Annotated in this window: 24 protein-coding genes and 5 pseudogenes; 16 read left to right on the forward strand and 13 right to left on the reverse strand. The window is 74.5% G+C overall.

Going from position 1 to position 23560, the window contains the following annotated elements:
- Positions 1 to 250 precede the first annotated feature (250 nt).
- The gene (locus tag DA06_RS17920) at positions 251 to 985 is read left to right on the forward strand and encodes a hypothetical protein (RefSeq protein WP_043502664.1); all 735 of its coding nucleotides are present in this window, start codon (positions 251 to 253) and stop codon (positions 983 to 985) included.
- A 119-nt stretch (positions 986 to 1104) separates the two neighbouring features.
- Here DA06_RS17920 and DA06_RS17925 read toward each other — a convergent pair whose 3' ends face one another.
- From DA06_RS17925 to DA06_RS17950, 6 genes and pseudogenes are all read right to left on the reverse strand, one after another.
- Positions 1105 to 1902, reverse strand: a complete 798-nt coding sequence (locus DA06_RS17925) for a sugar isomerase domain-containing protein (RefSeq protein ID WP_043502666.1) — start codon at positions 1900 to 1902, stop codon at positions 1105 to 1107.
- A gap of 21 nt (positions 1903 to 1923) precedes the next feature.
- Positions 1924 to 2760: a GntR family transcriptional regulator gene (locus DA06_RS17930; RefSeq protein ID WP_052436927.1), complete on the reverse strand. Its 837-nt coding sequence runs from the start codon at positions 2758 to 2760 to the stop codon at positions 1924 to 1926.
- On the reverse strand, positions 2757 to 3011 hold the full coding sequence (locus tag DA06_RS17935) for an ROK family protein (RefSeq protein ID WP_418605621.1): 255 nt from the start codon (positions 3009 to 3011) through the stop codon (positions 2757 to 2759). Before DA06_RS17935 ends, DA06_RS17930 begins: the two co-directional genes overlap by 4 nt.
- Positions 3008 to 3460, reverse strand: coding sequence for an ROK family protein (locus DA06_RS17940; RefSeq protein WP_418605622.1), 453 nt, complete (start codon positions 3458 to 3460; stop codon positions 3008 to 3010). Before DA06_RS17940 ends, DA06_RS17935 begins: the two co-directional genes overlap by 4 nt.
- A 26-nt stretch (positions 3461 to 3486) precedes the next feature.
- Positions 3487 to 4221: pseudogene (locus DA06_RS17945) on the reverse strand (ABC transporter ATP-binding protein); the annotation flags it as partial.
- Between the two features lie 128 nt (positions 4222 to 4349).
- The gene (locus tag DA06_RS17950) at positions 4350 to 5402 is read right to left on the reverse strand and encodes a LolA family protein (RefSeq protein WP_043502674.1); all 1053 of its coding nucleotides are present in this window, start codon (positions 5400 to 5402) and stop codon (positions 4350 to 4352) included.
- 279 nt (positions 5403 to 5681) lie between these two features.
- Between DA06_RS17950 and DA06_RS17955 the strand changes: the two genes are divergently transcribed.
- On the forward strand, positions 5682 to 6422 hold the full coding sequence (locus DA06_RS17955) for a hypothetical protein (protein WP_052436929.1): 741 nt from the start codon (positions 5682 to 5684) through the stop codon (positions 6420 to 6422).
- A gap of 66 nt (positions 6423 to 6488) precedes the next feature.
- Positions 6489 to 6965 carry a hypothetical protein gene (locus DA06_RS17960; protein ID WP_052436930.1) on the forward strand — a complete coding sequence of 159 codons (477 nt, stop codon included), beginning with the start codon at positions 6489 to 6491 and terminating at the stop codon, positions 6963 to 6965.
- Here DA06_RS17960 and DA06_RS17965 read toward each other — a convergent pair.
- On the reverse strand, positions 6947 to 7396 hold the full coding sequence (locus DA06_RS17965; RefSeq protein ID WP_043502677.1) for a PPOX class F420-dependent oxidoreductase: 450 nt from the start codon (positions 7394 to 7396) through the stop codon (positions 6947 to 6949). The two genes, DA06_RS17960 and DA06_RS17965, sit on opposite strands and share 19 nt — an antisense overlap.
- 65 nt (positions 7397 to 7461) lie before the next feature.
- On the opposite strand from DA06_RS17965, the gene DA06_RS17970 reads away from it, so the two are divergent.
- Entirely contained in the window at positions 7462 to 8097 is a 636-nt protein-coding gene (locus DA06_RS17970) for a maleylpyruvate isomerase family mycothiol-dependent enzyme (RefSeq protein ID WP_043502679.1), read from the forward strand.
- 165 nt (positions 8098 to 8262) lie between these two features.
- On the opposite strand, the gene DA06_RS17975 is transcribed toward DA06_RS17970, so the two are convergent.
- The gene (locus DA06_RS17975; RefSeq protein WP_052436931.1) at positions 8263 to 8796 is read right to left on the reverse strand and encodes a penicillin-binding transpeptidase domain-containing protein; all 534 of its coding nucleotides are present in this window, start codon (positions 8794 to 8796) and stop codon (positions 8263 to 8265) included.
- Between the two features lie 11 nt (positions 8797 to 8807).
- Positions 8808 to 10187: a penicillin-binding transpeptidase domain-containing protein gene (locus DA06_RS17980; RefSeq protein WP_052436932.1), complete on the reverse strand. Its 1380-nt coding sequence runs from the start codon at positions 10185 to 10187 to the stop codon at positions 8808 to 8810.
- Between the two features lie 171 nt (positions 10188 to 10358).
- Here DA06_RS17980 and DA06_RS17985 point away from each other — a divergent pair, with 171 nt between their 5' ends.
- Positions 10359 to 10802 (forward strand): nitroreductase family deazaflavin-dependent oxidoreductase, encoded by a 444-nt coding sequence (locus tag DA06_RS17985; protein ID WP_043502681.1) that lies wholly within the window; start codon positions 10359 to 10361, stop codon positions 10800 to 10802.
- A gap of 3 nt (positions 10803 to 10805) precedes the next feature.
- Here DA06_RS17985 and DA06_RS17990 read toward each other — a convergent pair whose 3' ends face one another.
- Together DA06_RS17990 and DA06_RS17995 are read right to left on the reverse strand one after the other, a co-directional pair.
- Positions 10806 to 11372: a DNA alkylation repair protein gene (locus DA06_RS17990; RefSeq protein ID WP_418605626.1), complete on the reverse strand. Its 567-nt coding sequence runs from the start codon at positions 11370 to 11372 to the stop codon at positions 10806 to 10808.
- Between the two features lie 53 nt (positions 11373 to 11425).
- Complete coding sequence (locus DA06_RS17995; protein ID WP_043502698.1) at positions 11426 to 13264, reverse strand: AMP-dependent synthetase/ligase; 1839 nt, start codon at positions 13262 to 13264, stop codon at positions 11426 to 11428.
- Between the two features lie 136 nt (positions 13265 to 13400).
- Here DA06_RS17995 and DA06_RS18000 point away from each other — a divergent pair.
- The 4 pseudogenes from DA06_RS18000 to DA06_RS18015 form a co-directional block, all read left to right on the forward strand.
- Positions 13401 to 13574, forward strand: a pseudogene (locus tag DA06_RS18000) (ROK family protein); the annotation flags it as partial.
- A gap of 7 nt (positions 13575 to 13581) precedes the next feature.
- Positions 13582 to 13779: pseudogene (locus DA06_RS18005) on the forward strand (ROK family protein); the annotation flags it as partial.
- Positions 13780 to 13879: 100 nt separating this feature from the next.
- A pseudogene (locus DA06_RS18010) lies at positions 13880 to 13927 on the forward strand (hypothetical protein); the annotation flags it as partial.
- Positions 13924 to 15136 (forward strand): annotated as a pseudogene (locus DA06_RS18015) (D-alanine--D-alanine ligase family protein). The pseudogenes DA06_RS18010 and DA06_RS18015, both read left to right, overlap by 4 nt.
- Before the next feature lie 48 nt (positions 15137 to 15184).
- On the opposite strand, the gene DA06_RS18020 reads toward DA06_RS18015, so the two are convergent.
- Positions 15185 to 15583: a DUF3515 family protein gene (locus DA06_RS18020; RefSeq protein ID WP_052436934.1), complete on the reverse strand. Its 399-nt coding sequence runs from the start codon at positions 15581 to 15583 to the stop codon at positions 15185 to 15187.
- On the opposite strand from DA06_RS18020, the gene DA06_RS18025 reads away from it, so the two are divergent.
- From DA06_RS18025 to DA06_RS18040, 4 genes are all read left to right on the forward strand, one after another.
- Complete coding sequence (locus DA06_RS18025; RefSeq protein WP_418605630.1) at positions 15570 to 16418, forward strand: thiamine-phosphate kinase; 849 nt, start codon at positions 15570 to 15572, stop codon at positions 16416 to 16418. The genes DA06_RS18020 and DA06_RS18025 overlap by 14 nt on opposite strands.
- Positions 16419 to 16472: 54 nt before the next feature.
- Entirely contained in the window at positions 16473 to 17537 is a 1065-nt protein-coding gene (locus DA06_RS18030; protein ID WP_418605632.1) for an SAM-dependent methyltransferase, read from the forward strand.
- Positions 17538 to 17608: 71 nt separating this feature from the next.
- A complete protein-coding gene (map, locus tag DA06_RS18035) occupies positions 17609 to 18379 on the forward strand; it encodes a type I methionyl aminopeptidase (RefSeq protein ID WP_043502707.1) in 771 nt (256 codons plus the stop codon).
- Between the two features lie 71 nt (positions 18380 to 18450).
- Complete coding sequence (locus tag DA06_RS18040; protein WP_418605634.1) at positions 18451 to 19731, forward strand: methylenetetrahydrofolate reductase; 1281 nt, start codon at positions 18451 to 18453, stop codon at positions 19729 to 19731.
- A gap of 7 nt (positions 19732 to 19738) precedes the next feature.
- On the opposite strand, the gene DA06_RS18045 is transcribed toward DA06_RS18040, so the two are convergent.
- Positions 19739 to 20368, reverse strand: coding sequence for a nitroreductase/quinone reductase family protein (locus DA06_RS18045; RefSeq protein WP_418605636.1), 630 nt, complete (start codon positions 20366 to 20368; stop codon positions 19739 to 19741).
- Between the two features lie 624 nt (positions 20369 to 20992).
- Here DA06_RS18045 and DA06_RS18050 point away from each other — a divergent pair.
- From DA06_RS18050 to DA06_RS18060, 3 genes are all read left to right on the forward strand, one after another.
- Positions 20993 to 22897, forward strand: coding sequence for an esterase-like activity of phytase family protein (locus DA06_RS18050; RefSeq protein ID WP_418608079.1), 1905 nt, complete (start codon positions 20993 to 20995; stop codon positions 22895 to 22897).
- Between the two features lie 201 nt (positions 22898 to 23098).
- Complete coding sequence (locus tag DA06_RS18055; RefSeq protein WP_418605638.1) at positions 23099 to 23242, forward strand: hypothetical protein; 144 nt, start codon at positions 23099 to 23101, stop codon at positions 23240 to 23242.
- A 3-nt stretch (positions 23243 to 23245) separates the two neighbouring features.
- A complete protein-coding gene (locus DA06_RS18060; protein ID WP_052436937.1) occupies positions 23246 to 23554 on the forward strand; it encodes a DUF1801 domain-containing protein in 309 nt (102 codons plus the stop codon).
- Positions 23555 to 23560 lie beyond the last annotated feature (6 nt).

Raw genomic sequence — 23560 nt, forward strand, 5'->3', positions numbered from 1 at the left:
CAGTCCCGGCGCATACCTGCCGGGCACTCCGTCAGGCGCGACGACCTGCAGGATCGGGTCCATCGGCGCACTCCTCACGGCCGGTCGTTCTCGTCACCATCGGCCCTCGGTCCGGCGGTCGCAAGAAGATACGACCGGCAGCGCCGTGGGGATTCCGGGGGAGGATCCCGGGGGAGGTGGTCGGACGTGGACCGCGACTCACCTGCGGCCCCACCGCCGTAGCCTGGAGGCGTCTCGACGAGGAGGCGCCATGTACTCCCGCGCCGTGGGCCGGGCGGCCCGCACCGCTGGCGTGGTGCTCGTGGTTCTCGCCGCGTGCACCGGCCCGCCGGGCCGGGACGTCGCGCCACCTCCCCCACCGGACCGGCCCGCCACGACGTCGACCGGGTCGACGGCGGAAACCTCGACCCCCTCGCAGGACGAGCTCACGAAGTTCCTCTCCGAGGCCGGCGACTTCGTCCCCTCCACGCACCCGGGGCTTCTCGTCGTGACGCGCGACGGCTTCGCCGAGGTGCGCGACGACCCGACCGTCGAGCGCGGACGGCTGGTGCCGCCCCTGCCCGAGAACCACGTGTGGAGGTGCCTGACCGAGGACGGTCCCCGTACCGTCGTCTGCCTCGGGCTCGGTGACGCAGCCCGGTTCGAGCAGGCGCCCGGCCCGCGGTGCGGCACCGTCCGGCTCGAACGCCACCGCGTGGGCCGGTCGCTCGTGACGCACCGCACCTACGGGCCCGACGGCCGCCTGACGCAGCAGATCACGCACGAGAAGTACGAGGAGCACTACACCCTCCCCGGATCCGACCTCCGCACAGGAGGCGGCGCCGACGCCTACGTCATCGACGACCTCGCGCCGGACGGCACCACGGTGCGCACGAGGCGCGTCGTCGGCTCCGAGTCCTACCAGCACACCCTCGACGGCGAGCTCATCTGGGTCGACCACGGGGGAGCTGCGCGTCGACGACCCCCGACGGGGACGCGACGGTGACGGTCGTCTCCGGCCGCTGGGACCGGGTCGAGGATCCGGCCGGGGCGCGCGAGCGCCTGTGCGCGGCGTTCGGGTGAGCGCGCCCGGACGGACGTCGGGGCCGTCGCCGGGATCGGGCGTCACTCCTGCCGCGAGCTGGACGGGGACGGCACGAGCGACCGGCCGCGGGCCGCGTGGACGTACCGCTCGTGGTCGGCGAACACCTCGTCGTTCGAGGAGAGTGTCGCGCCGGGCACGGTGGGCGAGACGAAGGTGGGGACCGTGATCCCTCGCCCGGCGAGGACGGTCGCCGTGCGCACGATGATCTCGTGACTGACGACGGCGGCCACCACCGTGGACGAGCCGCCGACCGGCCGGTCCCAGCCCGGCACGGAGACGATCGCGTCCTCGACCGGCACCGCGGTGTCGATCACGGCGTCGGCGACGTCCGCGAGCCGGTTTCCGCTCGAGTGGGCGGTCGGCCGGGCCAGGCTCGCCCCCGACGTCACGGCCACCACGTACAGGCCCCGCTCCCTCGCGTACAGGGCCGCGTCGATGCCGGCAGCGTTCAGGCCGCTGTGCGAGTACACGACGAGCACGTCGCCCGCGGCGAGCGGTTCGTGGGCGAGGAACTTGTCGATGTAGCCCTCGGTGCGCTCGAGCCAGAGCAGCTCCCGCACGCCGCCCGGGCCGAGCACGTTGTGCCACATCAGGCGCGGGTCGTTGAGCGGGTACAGGCCCACGAAGCTGCCGTAGCGAGGGAACGCCTCCAGGGTCGGGATCACCGAGTGGCCGCTGCCGAAGAGGTGGATGAGGCCCTGCGCCTCAAGGGTGTCCGCGCAACGGCGGGCGACCGTGTCGAGGACGTCGTCCTGGGTGGTGGCCAGCGTCTGGAGGAGCTCGATCAGGCGCGCGGTGTACAGGGAGCGGTTCGTCATGGCGGTTCCTCTCGGGTTGCGCTACCGGGTGTTCCGCAGGGAGAGCCGGATCTCGTACCGGTCCCCCCGCAGGTAGCTGGTGGTGTGCTCGAAGGCCTCCCGGCCGTCGTAGGTCACGCGCGTGGCGTGAAACCCGTGCGCGCCGCGGCCGACCCCGAGCAGCGGAGCGACGTCCTTCGGTATCCCGGTCACGCGGAACACCTCGGTCGCCTCGACCGGGGCGGTCCCGTACCGCGTACGGAGCACCTGGTACAGCGACACATCGTCGGCCAGGTGCGCCTCGAGGCCCGGGAATCGCTCCGCGACGAGAAGGCTGGTCTGCACGGCGATCGGCAGCCCGTCCCCCAGCCGCACCCGGCGGATCTGGTGCAGGGCCGTGCCGGGCTCCCGGTCGAGGGCGGCGGCCACCTCGGGCGTGGCCGGTACGTCGCCGACGTCGAGCAGCCGCGAGCCAGGGCGCATACCGCGCTCGCTCAGCTCGGCCGAGAACGACGAGACGGAGCGCGCACCGGCGGTGAGACGGGCGTCCCGGACGAAGGTGCCACGGCCCCTCCCACGGCTCAGCAGCCCGCGACGCGCCAGCCGGCCGAGCGCCTGACGCACGGTCACCCGGCTGACGCCGTACGCCTCGCACAGCTGGGACTCCGTGGGGATCTGGGCGCCGGCGGGCCACTCCCCGGCCTCGACCCGCCGCAGGAGCACGGCCTCCAGCTGCGCGTACAGCGGTACCGCCGAGTCAGGGTCGAGGCCCGAGGACCCTCGCGCGGGAAGCGTCCGCGCGGCGACGTCGGCAGGTCGTCCCGGCACCGGGTCGGCCGACCCGTCCGCTGGCTCCGACGACCTCTGCGCGGCGGTCACTGCAGGACCTCCGGCTCGGCCGCAGCCCGCAGCGCGCCCACCACTCCCGCACCGGGACCGAGTGCGGCGCGCACCACCGGCACCTGCCGCCCCGCGGGCGAGGCGTACGCGGCGTGGGCCCGCAGGGCGGGGCCGCGCAGGAGGTCGAGCGCGTCGCTGAGCCCTCCGGCGACGACGACGACCTCCGGGTCGAAGACGCTGGCGAGCGCCGCCGTGCCCCGGCCGAGCAGGGTGCCGAACCGTTCGATCACCGCGTTCGCGGCGTCGTCGCCCCGCCGGGCGGCGGCGACGAGCCCGCCGCACCGCCCCACGGCTGCCCCGCGCTCTCCAGGGCCGCGCCCGAGGCGGCCTGCTCCCAGCCGCCGTGGTGCGGGTCAGGCGCCTCGGCGCTGACGGGTAGCCATCCGAACGACCCCGCGCAGCCGTGGTGCCCGCGGACGATGCGCCCCTCGAGCAGCACGGCGCCGCCGATGCCGGTGCCCAGCGCCACCAGGACCGCCGACCTCCGGCCGCGCAGCACCCCCTCGCTCCGCTCCGCCAGGAGCGTCGCCTGGGCGTCGTTGAGCAGCGTGCACGACGCGCCGAGTCGCTCGCCCACGGACTCCGCGAGCGGGACGCCGTCCAGGAAGGGCAGGTTCGGCACCCACCGCGGGACCGTGGACGTGGTCCAGCCGGGCAGCCCGACGGCGACCGACCGCACCGGCGCACCGCCGGCGGCCTCGCTCCGCCGTCGGGCACGAGCCCGAGCCGGGTGAGGACGCCACGGGCGGCGGCCGGGTCGGGCGTCAGCACCCGCACGCGCGGCTGACCCGCCCGGCGCAGCTCGTCGAGGCTGCCGTGCGCGACGAGCCGGCCCACGCTCATCACGGCCGCGTGCGTGCACATCTGCTCGACCTCGGCGAGCAGGTGGCTGGAGACGAACACCGTGGTGCCGCCCTCCGCGAGCGACCGCACGAGGGTGCGGACCTCGCGCGTGCCCTGCGGGTCGAGGCCGTTGGTGGGCTCGTCCAGCACCAGCAGCTCGCGCGGGCTGAGCAGCGCGTTGGCGATGCCGAGGCGCTGCTTCATGCCGAGGGAGTACGCGCGCACCTTCTTGTGCGCGGCGTGGCTCAGCCCCACCCGGTCGAGCGCCGCGGCCACGCGAGCGTCCCGCGTGGCCGCGGGGGCGTACCTGTTGGCGGTGTCCAGGCGGCGCAGGTTCGCCTCGCCGGACAGGTACGGGTAGAACCCCGGCCCCTCCACCAGCGCACCGACCCTCGGGAGCACCTCCCGGCCGTGGCGCGGCATCTCCCGGCCGAGCAGGCGAACCTCCCCGGCGCTCGCCGACGCCAGGCCCAGCATGACGCGGATGGTGGTCGTCTTTCCCGACCCGTTGGGGCCCAGGAAGCCGAAGACGGAACCGCGGGGGACGGCGAGGTCGACGCCGTCGACGGCCCGCTGACGGCCGAACCGCTTGGTCAGGCCGTGCGTCTCGACGGCGAGCTCACCGTCGCGCCGCGGGCGGGCCGGGCCGGCCGGCGACCCCGAGGGGGCGGCTGTCGGTCCGGCGGGGTCCGCCGTCGGTCCGGCGGGACCCGCCGTCGGTCCGGTCACGAACCGGCGACGGCCTGCAGCCGCTCGACGGGGACGGAACCGACCAGGACGCGACCGTCGTTGGTGACGAGCGCGTTGAAGAGGTCGGTGGAGAGCAGCCGGCCTCCCTCGACCGCCTGGGTCATCTGGGCGAGCAGCGGGTCGGCGGCGACGTCGGCCGTGCCGGCCGGAAGGACGACGACGGCGTCCCAGCCCTCGCCGTCGACCGTGGGCTCCGGACCGCGCGGCGTTGCCGAACCACCCACACCCGGCATCCACCGGAGGCCCGCGGCCGGCTGGTCGGGGAGCGCCTTCTCCTCGACGCTCGCCCCGGCCGGCGGGGTGAACTCGAAGCGCGCGGCGTCGGGCTCGCCGAGGGTGAAGGAGGTGTAGGCGACCTCGAGGGCCGGGTCGGCCTGCCCGCGGGCGTCGACGGTGACCCGCAGCGGGAAGCCGGTCTCGCCGTCGACGGCGATCGCGACCGAGCCGACGAGCGTCTGGTCGGTCCGCGGCGTGAGGACGAGCTCGTACGCGTCGCGGCCCGCGACGGTGACGTCCTGGGCGACCGAGAGGTCGGTCGTGGGGCCGACCGCGTCGACGAACCTCTGGGCCAGCTCCTCCGGCGTCGCGGTCGGGGCGGGCGCGGCGGCGCCGTCGGCCGGGAGGGTGAGGTGGAGGGCGGAGTTGTCGCGCGAGTCGTACACCCAGGCGTCCTGGCCGTTGACCACGAGGTCGCGCTCGGAGAAGGAGTCCATCACCTGCAGCCGGGCGGTGCGCCCGCCGCCGACGTAGACGCGGCCGGTGTGGTCACCGGTGGCGAGCTCCACCGCCTGCGCGAGGTCCTCGCCGCCCTGACCGCCGGCGCCGCCGGGCAGCGCCGGAAGGCCGAGGTCGGAGGTCTGCGCGAAGGAGCCGGAGAACGCCTCCACGGAGTGGTCGGCGACCATGGCGAGGACGTCCTCGGGGGACTTCTCGGGCAGGTCGGCCGCGCCGGCCTGGGACGTGAGCGCTGCGGCCGCCACGACGGCGGGGACGGCCGCCGCGGGGAGCCACCGGTACCAGCGGGACATGGGCACACTCTCCCTCGATGCGTTGCTACGACGGTACGTCGTGCCGGTGACTGCGCGCCATCCTCCCGGAGGATGACCGCGGCTCCCCACGGTCACCCGGACAGGGGTTCCCGGTTCCTCCCTCCCTGCCTCCCCGGGCTCCGTGTCTCGCCCGCCGGGTTTCATCGCCCCGCCGCGGCGCCCGAGCCCGGCACGGCAGGACGTATGTCCGTGGCAGGGCGCCACGACTGGAGCGACCGTGGGGGAGAACCCTCGGAGGCCCCGAAGGAGCGATGCGCCATGCAGCGGACCGAACATCAGGTCCCGGGAGCCGTGCCGCACGGGACCGGGGCCGCCCGCTCGCGGCCGTGGCTCGGCCTCGCCGGTGCCACGCGCGAGGCTGGCGCGACGGGCGTCGTCGTCTCGGTGCTCGGCGTGCTGGCCGGACTGGTGGGGATCGAGCACGGAATCGGCGAGATACTGCAGGGCGACGTGCCCGTCGAGACGGTCGTCCTCGAGTCCTGGCCCGGCGTCGCCGCCTTCCAGCCGCTCGACGGCGAGCCCGCCCTGTCTCTCCTGCCCACGATGCAGGTCGCCGGCTGGGCGAGCGTGGCGGTCGGGACCGCCGTCGTCCTGTGGTCGGCCCTGTACGTGCGGCGTCCCCGCGGAGGCCTGGTTCTCGTCGGCCTCTCCGCGCTGCTGTTCCTCGTCGGCGGTGGTTTCGGCCCGCCGCTGCTCGGCACGGTCCTCGGTCTGGCCACGCTCGGCGTGGGGCGCGGACGGGCGCCGGGGCGCCTGACCGCCAGGCTGGCGAGGCACTGGCGCGGCGCGCTCGCGACCGCCGTCGTCGGTTACCTCGCCCTCATGCCGGGCACGGTGCTCCTGCAGGCCCTGGCCGGGGTGGACGACGCCTCCCTCGTCGCCGCCATCACGGTGGCCGCGTTCGCCGCGCTCGGGCTGGCGATCGTGAGCGCCCGGGCGCACGACCGCCTGGTCGCGTCGCCGCCGGCTGGGCCAGCCCGCCTCTGGCCACGTCGGTGAAGGACGCGGTCCCGTGCCGTCCGCCGACCACCAGCTCGAGCGCTCGCGACTCGATATGTTGCCCCCGTGGCCGACGAGCAGCTGACGACCCAGACCTTCGTCTCGACGCTCCCCGCCCACCCGTACCTCGTGTGGCGGCACGCCACCCGGTTCACCGGCATCAACGGGGAGCTGTACCCCTGGCTGCGGATGACCGCACCGGCCGGCGTGGCGGCCCTGGACCCGGCGCGCATCCGGGTCGGGCGTCCGCTCTTCCGCTCCTGGCTGCTGCTCGGCGGTCTGATCCCGGTGGAGTACGACGACCTCGTCATCGACGAGCTCGAGCCCGGGCGCCGCTTCCTCGAGCGCTCGAGCATGCTGACCTCGACGGTGTGGCAGCACGAGCGCACGGTGGAGCCGGCCGGCGGCGGCTGCCGCCTGACCGACCGCATCTCCTTCGCGCCGCGGTGGGAACCGCTGCGCCCGCTCATGGCCCCGGTGGTGCGGCTGCTGTTCCGGCACCGTCACCGACGCCTCGCCCGCCGCTACGGCGCCGCGGGCTGAGAGGCCTGGACCGACGGCGGTGCGTGCTCGGACCGTGTCGTCTCGTACCAGCTCGCGCCGACCGGCTCACCCGCCAGGTTCCAGGTCCACGACACGGTCGGCGTGACGCGCAGGAAGTAGCCACGTCCCACCACGCCCACGTGCTCGAGGGGCCCCTCGGCGCGGCCGTACACGCGGATGCCCCGCACCACGAAGGGCTCGAGCGACACCATCTCGTCGACGACGAGCGCGACCTTGTGGAAGCCGGCCTCGACGTTGCGGAACTTCCGGGTCTCCAGCACCTGGCCGTCGACGCCGCCGACCCAGAAGTAGGTGCCGTCGAAGTCCAGGGCGACCGGCACGACGTCGGGCTGCTCACCGGGACCCACGGTGGCGAACCTGGCGGTGGACTGCGACCTCAGAAAGGCGATCTCCTCGTCGGTGAAGGACATCGTCGTCTCCTCTCGACATCTCCAGGTTAGCCGGGGCCCGCGAACGGTGCCGCTAGGTTGTTCCCGTGGGCCGGGGACAGACGTGGCGGCGCGTGCACGCGGAGCGTGCCGCGCTGGCGGACGACCTCGCGCGAATGGCGGAGCACCGGTGGGCGACGCCGTCGCTCTGCGCCGGCCTGTCCGTGCGGGAGGTGCTGGCGCACATGACGGCCGGCGCGTCGCTCAACCCGTTCACCTGGATGGCGGGTGTGGTGCGGTGCCGGTTCGACTTCGACAAGCAGGTCGCCATGCGTCTGGCCGAGCACCTCGGCACCACCCCCGCCGACACCCTTGCCCGGTTCCGCCGGGTCCGTGACAGCCGGACCGCGCCTCCAGGTCCCACGGTGGCCTGGCTGGGTGAGACGGTCGTCCACTCGGAGGACATCAGGCGGCCGCTCGGCATCCGGCGGGCGCACCCCGTCGAGACAGTCACCCAGGTGGCCGACTACTACAGCCGTTCCGACCTGGTCGTGCTCGCGAAGGGTCGCATCCAGGGCCTGCGACTGGTCGCCACGGACGGTCCCTTCGCCGCCGGCGCCGGGCCGCTCGTCCGCGGTGCCACACTGCCGCTCGTCATGGCGATGACCGGCCGAGCGGTGTACTGCGACGAGCTCGAGGGCGACGGCGTCACGCTCCTCCGGGACCGGGCGCACCTCTCCTGACGGGCGGGCGTCGAAGGGGCGGCGTCGACCGTGGACGTCCCGCGAGCGCCTGACGTCTGGTGGAGGACTTGACGTCTGGTGGAGGACTTGACGTCTGGTGGAGGACTTGACGTCTCGCGGAGGAGTTGACGTCTGGGGGAGGAAGTGACGCCTCGCGCGAGAAGGTCAGGGGACGGCGGTGAGGAAGTCCTTCACGATGCCCCCGGCCACGCCCGAGCCGTGCCCGCCGCCCTGCACCATCACGGCGACCGCGAGGTCGCCCCGGTACGCCATCATCCACGAGTCGACGCGCGCGTCCTCGCCCTCGCCCGCCTCGGCGGACCCGCTCTTGGCGTGCACGGGCCCGCCGGGCACATCGCCCAGCAGGGTGGCGGTGCCGCCCGTGACCACGCCGCGCATGTAGCCGCGGAGCACGTCCGCCTCCTCGGCGGTCAGCGGCGCCGCGGGAGCGGGCACGGCGGCGGGATCGTCGGCGGCGCCCTCCGGCCCCAGCACGAGCGTCGGGACGACGGCGGACCCCGCGTCCACCGACGCCGCGACGGTGGCCATCGCCAGCGGCGAGGCGAGGACGTCGCCCTGGCCGATGAGGGAGGCGGCGAACGCCGTGCCCGCCGCATCCGCGGGGACGGAGCCGAGGAACCCCGGCCAGGGACCGGCCAGGTCACGGCCGAGACCCAGCGCGGCCGCGGCGTCGGCCATCCCCTCCGGCGTCAGGGAGTCGCGGGCGTGATCAGGGCGCTGTTGCAGGACTGCGCGACCGCGTCGGCCATGGTGATGTCGCCGAGGTAGGCGGCGGGGTAGCCCGGGTAGTTGCCGACCGTGTAGCCCTCCACGGCGGCGTCCGGCGTGCAGGAGACCACGTCGTCCGGGCCGACGCCGGCGCGGAGCAGGGCGAGGGCGGTGACGATCTTGTACGTCGAGCCCGGCGCCACCGTCGCGAGCATCGCGGTGCTCTGCCCCTCGCTGCCGGGCCCGGACGCCGCCGCGAGGATCTCGCCGGTGGACGGGCGCAGAGCCACCAGGCCGGCGGGCGACGTCGTGCCGGCAAGCGCCACCTCGGCCGAGGTCTGCACGGCCGTGTCGAGCGTGAGGTGCAGGTCGGCGCCGTCGGTGGCGGGGCGTTCGTACCGGGTGGTCAGCTCGGACCCTCCCTGGGTGCTCACCCGGAGCCCGGGCTCGCCGGCCAGGGTGGCGTCGTACTGCTCCTGCAGGCCGGACAGGCCGACCGTGTCCCCCGCGACGACCCGGCCCTCGGACGCCTCGACGACCTCCTGGGTCGCCTCCCCGACGCGGCCGAGCAGGGCCCGGGCGAACGTGGCGGTCGGGGCGAGCGGCAGCTCACCGGGCACCGCCACCCCGCCGGGCACCGAGGCGAGAGCGTCCAGGTCGACGTCTGTGCTGTCCTCTCGCACGACGATCACCTCGACGAACGCCCGCGGACCGGCGGCCACGGCCCGGTCGGCGAACGTCGCCGTGTCGTCGTACCCGGCGAGGGTCGCCACGGCCTCCGCGCTCGCGCGCAGCTCCGCCTCCGGCGCCCCCTCGAGGCGGGTCTTGTCCAGGCCGACCCGGAGCACCGGCCGATCCGTGACGATCGCCGAACCGTCACCGGCGAGCACGTCGCCCCGCTGGCCGGTGATCCGCTCGAGGACGACCGATCCCTGCGGCTCCAGACCCGGCACGAGCATGTCCGGGTGGACGTCGGCCGCCCAGGAGCCGTCACCGTCCTGGGCGAGGCGCGCCGTGGTCGCGTAGCTCCAGTCGGGCTCGCCGTCGGCGTCGAGGTCCCACGCCCAGTTCAGGTCGACGTCGACGACCTTCAGCTCGCTGTCGGTGACCTCCCGCGGCTCGCCGACCGCCGCCACCTCGACCGCCCGGGGCAGGTCGGCGATCTCGCCGAGCATGGCGGCGAGGCTCTCCGGGGTGCCCAGACCCTTGGCGTACCCGGTCTCGCCCGTCTCGAGCGCGCGGGCGAGGTCGGCTGCGTCGTCGGCCGGGTCGGGGGTGGTGCTGCACGCGGCCAGCCCGCCGATGCTGGCGAGCAGGGCGACGGCGCAGGCAACGGGACGGCGTCGGCCGGTAATCGTCACCGCCCAAGAGTGCCGTCTGCGGCGGCCCTTGTCGACGACTTTTCGCGCGCCCGGGGCGGGGCGACGTCCTCCTGCGGACCCGCCGCGACGCGCGGCGCGGCCGGGGGCGCGAGGACGCCCCCCCGTAGGGTGTCGCCGACGCCATGGTCGTGACGAGAGGCAGGAGCGGGGATGCAGCACCTGGATGTGGAGTACGAGGCGAGCCCGAGCGAGTACGTGCGCCGTCAGGTCGAGGAGTACGAGGCCTCGCGGGGGCGCCGCGCCAACACCGTGAGGGGCCTGCCGATCGTCGTGGTGACGATGCGCGGCGCGAGGTCGGGCAAGCTCCGCAAGGTCCCCCTCATGCGCGTCGAGCACGGCGGCGTCTACCTCGCGGTGGCCTCGCAGGGCGGGGCGCCGACGCACCCGCAGTGGTACCACAACCTTGCCGCGCACCCGGAGGTGCGGGTGCAGGACGGCGCTCAGCTGGTCACCGCCCGGGCGCGGCTCGTCACCGGCGGCGAGCGGGCGCAGTGGTGGGAGCGGGCCGTGGCGGCCTTCCCGCCGTACGCGCAGTACCAGGAGCGCACCGAGCGCGAGATCCCGGTGTTCGTGCTGGAGCCCGTCGGGGAGTAGCGGTCAGCCGAGGTGCTTGAGCGCCTCCCGGCGCGAGAGCGGGGACAGCCGGTCCCCGAGCGCCGCGACGTGGCCCGCCACCCACACCGGGTCGGTGCGGGCGTAGTCGCGGAGCGCCCAGCCGATCGCCTTGCGGACGAAGAACTCCGATCCGTGCCGGCTGCCGGCCAGGTTCGCCTCGACGCAGTCCGCCAGGAGACGGGTGTCGGTGCGCTCGCTGGCGCCCAGCTGGGCGAGGATCGCGGAGCGACGCACCCACAGGTCCTCGTCGGCCGCCCAGGCCCGTACGGTCCCGGCCAGCTCTGGGTGCGCGCGCACGAGCGGCGCGAGCAGATGCGCGGCGACGTCGTCGACCAGGTCCCACCAGGCGCCCGTGACCACGAGGTGCCGGTACAGCGGCAGCGCGGGCGGGTCTGTCGCCCACGCCCGGTACCGGCTGTGGCGGGCGAGCGCGATCGCGGCGTGCCGCTCCTCGCGGTACCCGGCCTCGTCCCACAGGGTGCGCACGGTGGCCTCCCACGCTCCGGCGTCGTCGATGGCGTGGGCGGGCTCGGCGAGGACGCGGAGCATGTCGCGGGCCCGTCACCGCGCGGGGGTGACGGGCCCGGTGTGGACCGGCGTCGTCAGGCGGACGCGGCCCCGGCGGCGCGGGTGGCGGCCGCGTCGGCGTAGAAGTCGTCGATCGTGCCGGTGAAGTCCCGCAGCACCACGTTCCGCCGGACCTTCAGCGACGGGGTCAGGTAGCCGTTCTCCACCGTGAAGTCCATGTCGAGCACGTGGAAGGAACGGATCTGCTCGGCGCGCGAGACCTTCGTGTTGGCCCTGTCGACGGCCATCTGCAGGTGCTCGCGCACGAACGGGTCACGTGCCGCCTGCTCCACCGTGAGCGGCTCCCGCCCGTGGTTGGTCAGCCACCCGGGCAGCATCTCGGCGTCGAGGGTGACGAGCGCCCCGATGAACGGGCGCTGGTCACCGACCACGACGCACTGGGAGACGAGGGGATGGGCGCGGATGGAGTCCTCGAGCGGGGCCGGCGCGACGTTCTTGCCGCCGGCCGTGACGATGATCTCCTTCTTCCTGCCGGTGATGCGCAGGTAGCCGTCCTCGTCCATGGACCCCAGGTCGCCGGTGCGGAACCAGCCGTCCTCGAAGGCCTCCGCCGTCGCCGCCGGGTTGTTGTGGTAGCCGCGGAAGACCGGCACGCCCCTGGCGAGGATCTCGCCGTCGTGCGAGATCCGGATCGACGTGCCCGGGAGCGGGGGGCCGACCGTGCCGATCTTGATCTTCTCGGGCCTGTTGACGTTTGTCGGAGCCGTGGTCTCGGTGAGGCCGTACCCCTCCAGGACCACGAGGCCGACGCCGCGGTAGAAGTGACCGAGCCGCTCGCCGAGGGGTGCGCCGCCGGAGACGGCGTACTGCGCCTGGCCGCCGAGCGCCTCACGGATCTTGGACAGGACGAGCTTGTCGGCCACCCGGTGCTGGCCCCTGAGCGCGGCGGACGGCCCCTGCGGGGTGTCGAGGGCGCGCGAGTAGGTGATCGCGACCTTGGCCGCCCAGCGGAAGATCTTCGTCTTCAGCCCGCCGCCGGTGCGCTGCTCGACGCCGTTGTAGACCTTCTCCCACACGCGCGGCACGGACAGGATGAACGTCGGCCGGAAGGTGGCGAAGTCGGCGACCGCCTGCTTCGTGTCCGGGGTGTGGCCGAGCGGCCTGCCGGCCAGGAGCACGAGCACCTCGACGAAGCGGGCGAAGACGTGCGCGAGAGGGATGAAGAGCAGGGACCGTGCGTTCGCGGGCTGCAGGACGACCCCGAGGGCGTCGATCGCCTCCAGGCTCAGCTCGACGAAGTTGCCGTGGGTCAGCTCGGCACCCTTCGGACGGCCGGTGGTGCCGGAGGTGTAGATGATCGTGGCGAGGTCCGCGAGCCCGACGCCCGCGCGGCGTGCCTCGAGCTCCTCGTCCGGAACGTCGCGGCCCGCCTCGGCGAGGGTGTCCAGCGCGCCGCCGTCCATCTCCCACACTTCCCGCAGCACCGGCAGCCCGCCGTCGAAGGCGCGCGCGGCCTCCACCGTCGCCGCGTTCCCCGCGTTCTCGACGACGGCCACCACGCAGGCGGAGTCGGACAGGATCCAGTGCGCCTGCTCGGCGGAGCTGGACTCGTAGACGGGCACGGGCACGGCGCCGGCGTGCCAGGCGGCGAGGTCCACCAGCGTCCACTCGAGCCGGGTGCGCGACATGATCGCCACCCGGTCACCGACGCCGACGCCGGCGGCGATGAGCCCCTTGGCGAGCTCCTCGACGCGCGCCAGGGTCCACGTGGCGTCGTACCTCACCCACTCCTCGCCGACCTTCTGCTCGTAGAGCACCTGCTCGGGCCGCTGGCGCGCATGGTCGACCAGGTAGTCGGTGATGCTGCGCGCCGGGTCGACCTCGACCCGGCGAGGGGTGGTGAACTCGTCCATGCTGTCTCCATCGGCAGAGGGGGCGTCCGTATGGTGCACATTATCGGCCGGAACGGCTCGTCGGCGTGCCTCTCGCACCGAACACGCCGGAGCCGCGAAGATGCCGGCGAGACTTTTGACGAACGAGGTGGGACTTATGCTGACAATCGGCGTTGACATCGGCGGGACCAAGATCGCGGCCGGGGTCGTGGACGAGGACGGGCGGCTGGGCGCGACGGCCACCTTCCCGACGGACCCCACGGACCCGGGGGCGATCGAGCACGCCGTGGTCACGGCCGTGGCGCAGCTGCGGGAGGGCCGCGAGGTCGGCGGCGTCGGTGTGGCGGCCGCCGGCTACATCAGCCCCCGGCGGGACGGCGTGGTGTTCGCGCCCAACATCGCCTGGCGCGACTACCCCCCTGCGGGAGCGGCTCGCGAGCAGCATCGACCTGCCGATCGTCATCGAGAACGACGCCAACGCCGCGGGCTGGGCGGAGTTCCGCTTCGGCAGCGGCCGCGACGTCGAGAACATGGTCATGCTGACCGTGGGGACCGGCCTGGGCGGTGCGATCATCGCCGACGGGCGTCTGCTGCGCGGGGCCTTCGGCGCCGCGGGGGGAGATCGGCCACATGGAGATGGTGCCGCGCGGGCACTACTGCGGCTGCGGGCACGAGGGCTGCTGGGAGATGTACGCGTCGGGGCGTGCGCTGACGCGGGCGGCCCGCAACGCCGCCGTGGCGTACCCCGACAGGGCGCAGGCGCTGGTCGAGGCGGCCGGCGGGGCCGGGCACAAGATCAGGGGCCCCCACGTCACCGCGGCGGCCGCGGCTGCGGGGAGCACTCCGTCAGCTGCGCGACGGCCGCCGGGGGTGCTGCGCGCGATCGACCGCGACGCGTACGACGTCGTGCCGGTCGGTATCACCCGGGACGGGAGGTGGGTCCTCGCGCCCGACGACCCCGCCCGGCTCGAGGGCGGCCGCGCGGAGATCACCGCCGACGAGGCGCAGGTGCTGGTCCCCCTGGGCGATGCCCCGGCGCCGCTGGTGCTGGCGGAGCCGGGCCAGGTGCCGCACGAGCTGGCCGCGGTCGACGTCGTCCTGCCCCTGCTGCACGGCCCGTTCGGCGAGGACGGCACGATCCAGGGCCTCCTGGAGATGGCGGGGACCCGGTACGTCGGCTCCGGCGTGCTCGCCTCGGCCGCCGCGATGGACAAGCACTACATGAAGGTCGTCCTGGCCGGGCACGGCGTCCCGGTCGGCCCGTACACCGTCATCACGCCGCGGCAGTGGCGCACCGACAAGGCCGCGGCGCTCGACGCCGTCGCCTCGCTCGGGCTCCCGGTCTTCGTCAAGCCCGCCCGGGCCGGCTCCTCGCTCGGCATCTCACGGGTGGACCGGGCCGAGGACCTCGAGGCCGCCGTGCTCGAGGCGCAGCGGCACGACCCCAAGGTCGTCGTCGAGGGGGCCATCAGCGGCCGCGAGATCGAGTGCGCCGTCCTCCAGGGGCACGGCGACGAGGCCCCGCGCACCTCGGTGCCCGGCGAGATCGTCCTCGACTCGCCGGCGGCGGGCTTCTACGACTACGAGACGAAGTACCTCGACACCGCGCCCCTGACGATGGCCATCCCGGCCGACCTGCCCGCCGAGGTCGTGACGCGCGTGCAGGAGCTCGCGGCGCAGGCGTTCGAGGCGCTCGGGTGCGAGGGCCTCGCGCGGGTCGATTTCTTCTACACCGACCGCGGCGAGGTGGTGGTCAACGAGGTGAACACGATGCCGGGGTTCACGCCCTTCTCGATGTACCCCGCGCTGTGGGAGGCGTCCGGACTTCCGTACCCGGCGCTCATCGACGAGCTGGTGTCCCTGGCGCTGGAGCGGTCCGCCGGGCTGCGCTGAGCGCGCCCCGCCCGCCCGCCCGCCAAGGCTCCGAGGGCCGGGTGCAGCTCATCTCACGTCGGTGGCGCCGACGCAGAAGCGGTCGGCGGGGCTCGCGTCGACCGCGCCGGCAAGGTCGACGAGGTACGCCGTCGGCTGCCCCGAGGCGCCCTGCTCCGCGGGGACGACCACCTCGATCGCCGGCTCGCGCCCGTAGGTGACGAAGGCCCAGGAGCCCCGGCTCTGCCGGGCGTGCTCCGGCAGGGCGCTGTCGTCGCCCTCGAGCGCGATCCAGTCGACGGAGCTGCCGTCGCCCGTGTCGACGCTCAGGCACCGGTCCGTGGTGGGGCCGGGCGGCTCGACGCCGCACCTGACCGTCACCGCCGGGTCGCCCCAGGCCGTGGTGGCCTGCGCGGAGGTGGAGCGCCGTTCGAGGCCGCCGAGCTCGTCCGGGGTGGAGATCAGCACGTCCCCGCAGGTCGGGTCGGACGCGTGGGCGCCGGGAGGGAGATCGACGGGGGGAGGAGCAGCCGGTCAGGACGGCGAGGGGGACGAGCAGGAGGGCGACGGACCGGCGGGACACCCCGTCACTGTAGCTGCGCCGCCGGGGCGGCGACGGTGCCGGCCCGACGTCCGGGTGCACCGGTGGCCGCGCCGGGCCAGCTACGGTGACGGCATGGACACCACGATGGTCGCCGACCTCTCCGAGGACGAGCTCATCGCCTCGTTCGTCCCCCTGCTGCCCCGTGGGCGTCACACGCTGGTGCCCTCCGGCGACGACGCCGCCGTGGTCGCCGCCCCGGACGGGCGGTTCTGCGTCTCGACGGACGTCCTGGTCGAGGACCTCCACTTCCGCCTCGACTGGGGGGACGGCGCGGACGTCGGCTGGCGCGCCGCCGCCCAGAACCTCTCCGACATCGCCGCGATGGGGGCCGAGCCCTCCTCGATGGTCGTCTCCCTCGTGCTGCCGCCGACCACCTCGGTCGCGTGGGTCCACGACCTCAGCCGTGGCTTCGCCGAGCTGTGCGGGCCGCTCGGCGTCGGCGTCGACGGCGGTGACCTCTCGGCGGGGACGCAGCTCGTGGTGGCCGTGACGGTCCACGGCGACCTCGGCGGCCGCAGGCCCGTGCTGCGCTCCGGGGCCCGTCCCGGCGACGTCGTCGCCCACGCCGGGGTGCTCGGGCACGCGGCGGCGGGGATGGCGTTGCTCGCGTCCGGGCGCAGCGGCGGGGCGGACGACGGGCTGATCGGTGCGTTTCTGCGTCCCCACCGGCTGCACGCGCCGGATCCTCGGGAGCGGTGACCGCGCCCGGGCTCCCCGCGTACTCTGGTCGGACCCCGTCGCAGGGAGTCCGCCGTGCTCGTCAGCCCGAAGTCCCTCGTGAAGATCGCCCGGTCCGGCAACGCCGTCGAACGGCTGCGCGCCGTCCGGGACGGGCAGGCCGCCGTCCGCGTCGCCGCCGTCGGCGGGGCCCTCTCGACCGGCGTCCTGCACGCCCTGCGCCACCCGAGAACGACGTCGGACCTGGCCGAGGAGATCGGCGCGCGTGACGTCGAGCTGCTCGAGGCCTTCCTCCGTGCCCTCACGGCCGCCGGCCTGGTACGCACCGCCGACGGCGTCCACCGGCTCACCCGGCGCAGCAGGGCCCTGCTCGGCGACGACGTCGTCCGGGCCGCCTACGAGGGCTTCAGCGACTTCCACACCGGTCTGTACCGCGACCTGCCCGGCCAGCTCGCGGGCGGACGGGCCCGCGACGACGTCTCCCGGCACGGCGACGTCATCGCCCGGCTGTCCCGCGCGATGGAACCGCTCGTGCACGACGCGCTGGCGCGGGAGGTGCGCGAGTCCGGGGCGCGGCGGCTCCTGGACGTCGGCTGCGGCGACGGCAGCCACCTCGTCCACATGCTCGCGGCCGCCCCGGAGGCCGCCGGCGTCGGCATCGAGATCGACCCCGCGGCCGCCGCGCTCGCGGTCCACGCCCTCGCCACCGCCGGCCTCGCGCACCGGGGGAAGGTGCTGACCGCCGATGTGCGCGAGGTCGCCGCCGAGGGGCCCCGGGCGCTCGGCGGGCCCGTGGACCTGGCGCTGGTGGCCAACGTCGTCTACTACCTGCCGGTGGCCGAGCGCACCGACCTGCTCCGCGCCGTCGGCGGCCTCCTCGCCCCCGGGGGGCGGCTCGTCGTCGTGTCCACGATGGCGGAGGACTCCGCGTTCAGCCGGCACTTCGACCTGCTCCTGCGGGCGCAGGACGGCGGGATGTCCCTGCCCAGGCCGGACGAGGTGGCCACCCAGCTCACCGCCGCCGGCCTGGAGGTGACGGCCATCCAGCGGCTCGCGCCCGGCGACCCGCTGTACGCGGTGACCGCCGAGCGGGCACGGGTTGCAGCGGCGGAGGCCCACGTCGCGCCGGGAGCGGTCTGAGAGCACGGCCGGCGCGCGCGGCCCGAGGCGCCGGGCGCCGCCCGGCGCGCCGGGCACCTAACCTTGAGCCCGTGATCGACCTGAAGACTCCTGCCGAGATCGAGGCCATGCGCCCGGCCGGCGCGTTCGTCGCCGAGGTGCTGACCGCCCTGAAGGCGAAGGCCGCCGTCGGCGTCAACCTCCTCGAGCTCGACGCCCTCGCGCACGACATGATCCGCGAGCGGGGCGCCGAGTCCTGCTACATCGACTACCACCCCTCGTTCGGCGCCTCCCCGTTCGGCTACGTGCTGTGCACCTCGGTCAACGACGCCGTGCTGCACGGCCTCCCGCACGACTACACCCTGCGCGACGGCGACCTCCTCTCCGTCGACTTCGCCGCGTCCGTGGACGGGTGGGTGGCGGACTCGGCGCTCAGCGTGGTCGTCGGCCGGGCGCGGGAGGAGGACCTCAAGCTCATCGAGGCGACCGAGGCCGCGCTCGCGGCCGCCGTCGAGACCGCGGTCGTCGGCAACAAGGTCGGCGACATCTCCGCCCGCATCGGGGGAGTGGCCGCCTCCTACGGCTACCGCGTCAACACCCAGTTCGGCGGGCACGGCGTCGGCCGGACCATGCACGGCGACCCGCACGTGCCCAACGACGGCCGCCCCGGCCGCGGGCTGCCGCTGCGGCCGGGTCTGGTGGTCGCCATCGAGCCGTGGTTCATGGCCGGCACGGACGAGATCTACACCGACCCCGACGGGTGGACCCTGCGCAGCAAGGACGGCTCGCGCGGCGCGCACTCCGAGCACACCATCGCGGTCACGGAGGCCGGTCCCGTCGTCCTCACCGCCCGCGGGGCCTGAGGCCGCCGCTCGGCACGGGCCTCGTCCGCCCCAGGGGGTGACGCGGCGGCGCTGCCGTCTAGCCTCGTCATGTGCCCGCCCACCCGACCGTCTCCTTCGAGCTCTTCCCGCCGCGGCGGCCGGAGCTCGACGAGACGATCTGGCAGCGGGTGCTCCGCATGGCCGGCGCGGGCCCGGACTTCTTCTCCGTGACCTACGGCGCCTCCGGGTCCTCCCGCGACGCGTCCACCAAGCTGGTGCGCCGCCTGCTCGCCGAGACGCACGTCCCGCCCATCGCCCACCTCACGTGCGTGGGGGCCACCCGCGAGCAGCTCGCCGACCGCGTCAGGACTCTGCTCGACGCCGGGGTGCGTGACTTCCTCGCGCTGCGCGGAGACCCGCCCGCCGGCGAGACGGAGTGGCGGCCGGTGCCCGGCGGCCTGAGCCGCTCCAGCGACCTGGTCGCGCTCATCCGCGAGGTCGAGGCCGAGCATCTCGGCACAGCCGGGGCCGCCGCCCCTCCGGCCGCCGCGTCGCCCGGCGTCGTCCGCTCGCCGGGGGCCGTTCCCTCGCCCGACGGCGTCCGCTCACGCGAGGGCCGACGTGACCCGACGCCGGAACCGCCCTCCGTCGTCGCCCGGGAGCTCGGGGTGGAGCCCGCGGACGCGGTCTCGGTCGCCGTCGCGGCCTACCCGGCCGGGGTGAGCCACGACCGCGGCGCGGAGCTGGAGGCGCTGCGGGAGAAGCAGCACGCGGGCGCGGACTTCGCCATCACCCAGGTGTTCTTCGAGCCGGAGGCCTACGGCTCGCTCGTGGCCGACGCCCGCGCCACCGGGATCCGCATCCCTATCCTGCCGGGCGTCATCCCGATGACCGACCGCGGCCGCCTCCACCGCCTCTCCGAGCTCACCGGCGTCCCGGTGCCCGCCACGATCGACGCGCTGCTCGCGGTCGAGGACGAGCAGGAGCGGCTGCGCCGGGGCATCGACGCCACCCTCGCGCTGATCGACCGGGTCCTTGCCGCGGGTGCGCCCGGCCTGCACCTGTACACGTTCAACCACGACCGACCCGCCCTCGACGTGCTCGAGCACCTCCGGGCCCGCGGCCTGCGCAACCCGGCGATCGCGGGCGGCGTCGAGGCCCGAGCGCTGGTGGCCAGCCAGTGGCGCTCGCGGTGTCGAGTACGCTCGCCGCCGCCCAGGCACGTCAGCGGTCCTGTGCACAGCCAGCCGCCCCGTGGCCGCCGGTGCAGCCAGCCGCCCCGTGGCCGCCGGTGCGCAGCCAGCCGCCCGGGGCCGCCGGTGCAGCCAGGCAACCGCTCCGTAAGTGACCCTGCGCAGATGCAGCCGGTCCAGGCCCACTGCCCCTGCTGATGCGCACTTACGGAAGGTCGGGCGGTCTGTCGCCGGGCTCGGGTGGCACGCCCGGCGAGGTGGCCGACCAGCCCGGCACGACGCGGAACACCGGGAACCGCTGCGCGACCCGCTCGAACTCCGCGATCGGCGCACGCCTGTCGACGGGGATGTGCGCCCGCGCCCCGGGCGCCAGGTCGAGGTAGCGGCGCAGGATCGGCGCCCGCCGGCCCGGGTCGACCTCGACCAGCCGGACGCGCTCGGCGCGGCGCCGCCGCAGCACGGCACGGTTGTCCGCCCGGAGGTTGCGGACCCAGCTGGTGCTCCCGCCCAGCATCGACACCACGTACCGCTCGCCGTCGTGGTCGGCGACGACCACGGGGAAGGAGATCACCCGGCGCGAACGGCGACCGCGCACCTCGAGGGTCGCCGCCTGCCTCGGCGTCAGGATCCCGGAGGAGAACTGGATCGCCGACAGGCGGTTCGCCGCGCGGGCCAGCCGCCCCGCACGGCCGCCGCGGTACAGCCGCCGGCGTGCGGCGTACCGCCACGCCGTCAGACGCCGCCACACACCTTCGGGCCGACTTCCGCCCTTGTCGACGGCGGCTCTCGCCCCACCGTCGACGGCAGGTCCGGCGAGAGTGTCACGTCCGGTCATCGCTGAGCCTCCTCGCGCACGTGGGACAGGCCCGATTCTTCCGGGGCCCGGCGGCCTCGTCAGCATGTTTTCCCGGGCGCCGCCGTGGGGTCCGAGGCCGCCCCGTGGCGCTCTCCGGACGCCGCTGGCCCCGACGGAGCGCCGCGACGGCACCCACTGTTCACGAACCGGTCGAGGTCCGGACGCGCGGACGCAACCGGGCGGCCCTAGTTTCGGCCGCATGCGTACAACAATCGCAGCCGCCGCACTGACCGCGGCAACCGTCCTGACCGTGCCCATGGTGGCCACGGCCGCCCCGACGTCGGAGCAGGGGCGCGGCCCGCACCTGGTTCCCACGCTCGAGCAACGCGCCACGCTGTCCGCCGACCACCTCGCGGAGGGCCCGCCGTCGGGCGCCGCGGCGACGCCGGCCAACGGCCGCACCGGCCCGTTCGACGGGCAGGTGATCCCCGGCTTCTCCGCCATGGTCGACGGCGGTGACGGCTCCTTCTGGGCCATGCCGGACAACGGATTCGGCAACAAGCAGAACTCGGCGGACTTCCTGCTCCGCGTCTACCGCGTCACCCCGGACTGGGAGACCGCGACGGCGGAGCTGGCGAGATCGTCGTCGACGACTTCATCTCCCTGCGCGACCCCGACGGCCACATCGAGTTCCCGATCGTCAACCAGGGCACCGAGGAGCGGCTGCTCACCGGCAACGACTTCGACATCGAGTCGCTGGTCCGCGCCGAGGACGGCACGTTCTGGATCGGCGAGGAGTTCGGGCCGTTCCTCCTCCACGTCGACGCCACCGGCAAGCTGCTCGCGGCGCCGGTCCCGCTCCCGGACCGGCGGCCCGGGGCCGACGGCGAGCTCCGGTCGCCCCAGAGCCCCTACCTGGCCGACGGCGAGGAGCCGCTGGTCCGTGCCTCCAAGGGCTTCGAGGGAATGGCCGCGTCGGAGGACGGCCGCTACCTCTACCCGATCCTCGAGGGCGCGGTCGCCGACGACGACGAGCAGCGCCGACGCTGGATCTTCCAGTACGACACGGCCACCGGCGAGTACACCGAACGGACCTGGCGGTACGAGGCGGACACGGACGCCAACCTCGTCGGCGATGCCTTCACCGTGAAGAAGGACCGCCTGCTCGTCCTCGAGCGCGACGACTTCGAGGGCCCCGCCGCGGTCACCAAGCGCGTGTACGAGATCGACCTGCGCAGGACTGACGACGCCGGGTACGTGGAGAAGGAGCTCGTCGTCGACCTTCTCGACATCGCCAACCCCGGCCTCGTCGGCACGGAGACCTCCGACGGCGCGTACGGCGTCGGGGAGGACTTCGCGTTCCCCATGCAGTCCGTCGAGGTGGTCCTCCAGCTGGCCGACGGCCGGCTGCTGATCGGGAACGACAACAACTACCCCGGCAACGACTCCCGCTACCCGGGCACGCCGGACGACACCGAGATGATCGTGCTCGACCTGAAGAAGTCCGACCGGGGCGGCGCCCGCGGGGCCCAGGGGGGACCGAACGACCCCGTCGAGGTGATCGGGCACCGGGGCGCCTCCGGGTACCGGCCGGAGCACACCCTCGCCGCCTACGAGCTGGCGATGAACCAGTGCGTGGACTACATCGAGCCGGACCTCGTCTCGACGAAGGACGGCGTGCTCGTCGCCCGCCACGAGAACGAGATCGGCGGCACGACCGACGTGGCCGACCACCCCGAGTTCGCCGACCGTCGCACCACGAGGACGATCGACGGCACGGCGATCACCGGCTGGTTCACCGAGGACTTCACCCTCGCCGAGCTGCGCACGCTGCGCGCGAAGGAACGCATCCCTGCCACGCGCCCCGGCAACACGGAGTTCGACGGGCTCTACCAGGTGCCGACCTTCGAGGAGGTCGTCGACCTCGCCCGCCACTCCCGCACCTGCGACGGCGAGCCGATGGGCGTGGCCCCGGAGATCAAGCACCCGAGCTACTTCGACTCCATCGGGCTGTCGATGGAGGAGGGCGTTGCCGAGATCCTCGACGCCAACGGGTACGGCGACAAGCAGGACCCGGTGGTGATCCAGAGCTTCGAGACGCAGAACCTCAAGGACCTGGACGGCCTGACCGACGTGGCCCTGGCCCAGCTCGTCAACTGCTCCGGCGCCCCCTACGACCTCGTCGCCGCCGGCGACCCGCGCACCTACGCCGACCTCACCACGGCCGAGGGCCTGAAGGAGATCGCCGGGTACGCGGACGTCCTCGGCGCCTGCAAGGACGTGATGATCCCGCGCGACGCCGACGGCACGCTCGCCGGGCCGACCTCGGTGATCGCCGACGCGCACCGCGCCGGGCTGGAGGTGCACGGCTGGACGTTCCGCGCGGAGAACACCTTCCTGCCGGCCGAGTTCCGCTCGTCGGCGGACCCCGCCGCCCACGGTGACATGGCCGGCGAGATCGAGGTGTTCCTCGAGGCCGGCATGGACGGGATCTTCTCCGACCACCCGGACGTCGCCGTCGCCGCGGCCGCCGAGCTCGCCGCGGAGCAGCACCCCGGCCCCCGGTAGCCGACGACCGGTCCCGAGAACCTGCCGTTCCGGCCTACCCGCCGGCCGGTGCCCGCTCCGGGCGCCGGCCGGTGCGTCGTCTCCTCCGGCAGGTCATCGTCCGACTCCTGATCCGACGCGTGCTCGTGCCCAAGGCGGTGCCGACCCACGCCCGGCGGGCGGATGCGGCCGGGTGTCGGTGGTCCGTGATGGAGTAGGGCTGTGAACGCCCCCAGGACCGCTGTCCCCGACGACGTCGCCGCGTACCTCGACTCCGCGCCCGAGCAGTGGCGCGAGCTGCTCGGAGACGTCTTCGACACCATCTCCGGCGCCATGCCCGAGGGGTACGAGCTGGGCATGCACTAGGGCATGCCCACCTGGGTGGTGCCGCTCGCGCGGTTCCCCAGGACGTACAACGGTCAGCCGCTCGGCTACGTCAGCATCGGGGCCCAGAAGAACTACCTGTCGGTGTACCTGATGGGGGTCTACTCGGTGCCGGAGGACGTCGAGGCGTTCCGCGAGGCCTGGCGGGCGAGCACCGGCAGGCTCGACATGGGCAAGTCGTGCCTGCGGCTGAGGCGGCCCGCCGACATCGACGACGAGCTCCTCGCGCGCACAGTGGCCGGCATGCCGGTCGACCGGTTCGTCGAGACGTACGAGCGCATCCAGGCAAGGTGACCCGGG

Origin of the sequence: Georgenia sp. SUBG003, from assembly GCF_000715355.2 — a bacterium.
In the GTDB taxonomy this organism is placed as follows: Bacteria; Actinomycetota; Actinomycetes; order Actinomycetales; family Actinomycetaceae; genus Georgenia.

Excerpts from the sequence above, each read along its gene's own strand:
- DA06_RS17965 (WP_043502677.1), bottom strand. The coding sequence starts at position 7,396 with ATGTCCTTCACCGACGAGGAGATCGCCTTTCTGAGGTCGCAGTCCACC.
- DA06_RS17985 (WP_043502681.1), top strand. The coding sequence starts at position 10,359 with ATGCAGCACCTGGATGTGGAGTACGAGGCGAGCCCGAGCGAGTACGTG.
- DA06_RS17975 (WP_052436931.1), bottom strand. The coding sequence starts at position 8,796 with ATGGCCGACGCCGCGGCCGCGCTGGGTCTCGGCCGTGACCTGGCCGGT.
- DA06_RS17925 (WP_043502666.1), bottom strand. The coding sequence starts at position 1,902 with ATGACGAACCGCTCCCTGTACACCGCGCGCCTGATCGAGCTCCTCCAG.
- DA06_RS18060 (WP_052436937.1), top strand. The coding sequence starts at position 23,246 with ATGCCCACCTGGGTGGTGCCGCTCGCGCGGTTCCCCAGGACGTACAAC.
- DA06_RS17950 (WP_043502674.1), bottom strand. The coding sequence starts at position 5,402 with ATGTCCCGCTGGTACCGGTGGCTCCCCGCGGCGGCCGTCCCCGCCGTC.
- DA06_RS18045 (WP_418605636.1), bottom strand. The coding sequence starts at position 20,368 with ATGACCGGACGTGACACTCTCGCCGGACCTGCCGTCGACGGTGGGGCG.
- DA06_RS17955 (WP_052436929.1), top strand. The coding sequence starts at position 5,682 with ATGCAGCGGACCGAACATCAGGTCCCGGGAGCCGTGCCGCACGGGACC.
- DA06_RS17990 (WP_418605626.1), bottom strand. The coding sequence starts at position 11,372 with ATGCTCCGCGTCCTCGCCGAGCCCGCCCACGCCATCGACGACGCCGGA.
- DA06_RS17920 (WP_043502664.1), top strand. The coding sequence starts at position 251 with ATGTACTCCCGCGCCGTGGGCCGGGCGGCCCGCACCGCTGGCGTGGTG.
- DA06_RS17995 (WP_043502698.1), bottom strand. The coding sequence starts at position 13,264 with ATGGACGAGTTCACCACCCCTCGCCGGGTCGAGGTCGACCCGGCGCGC.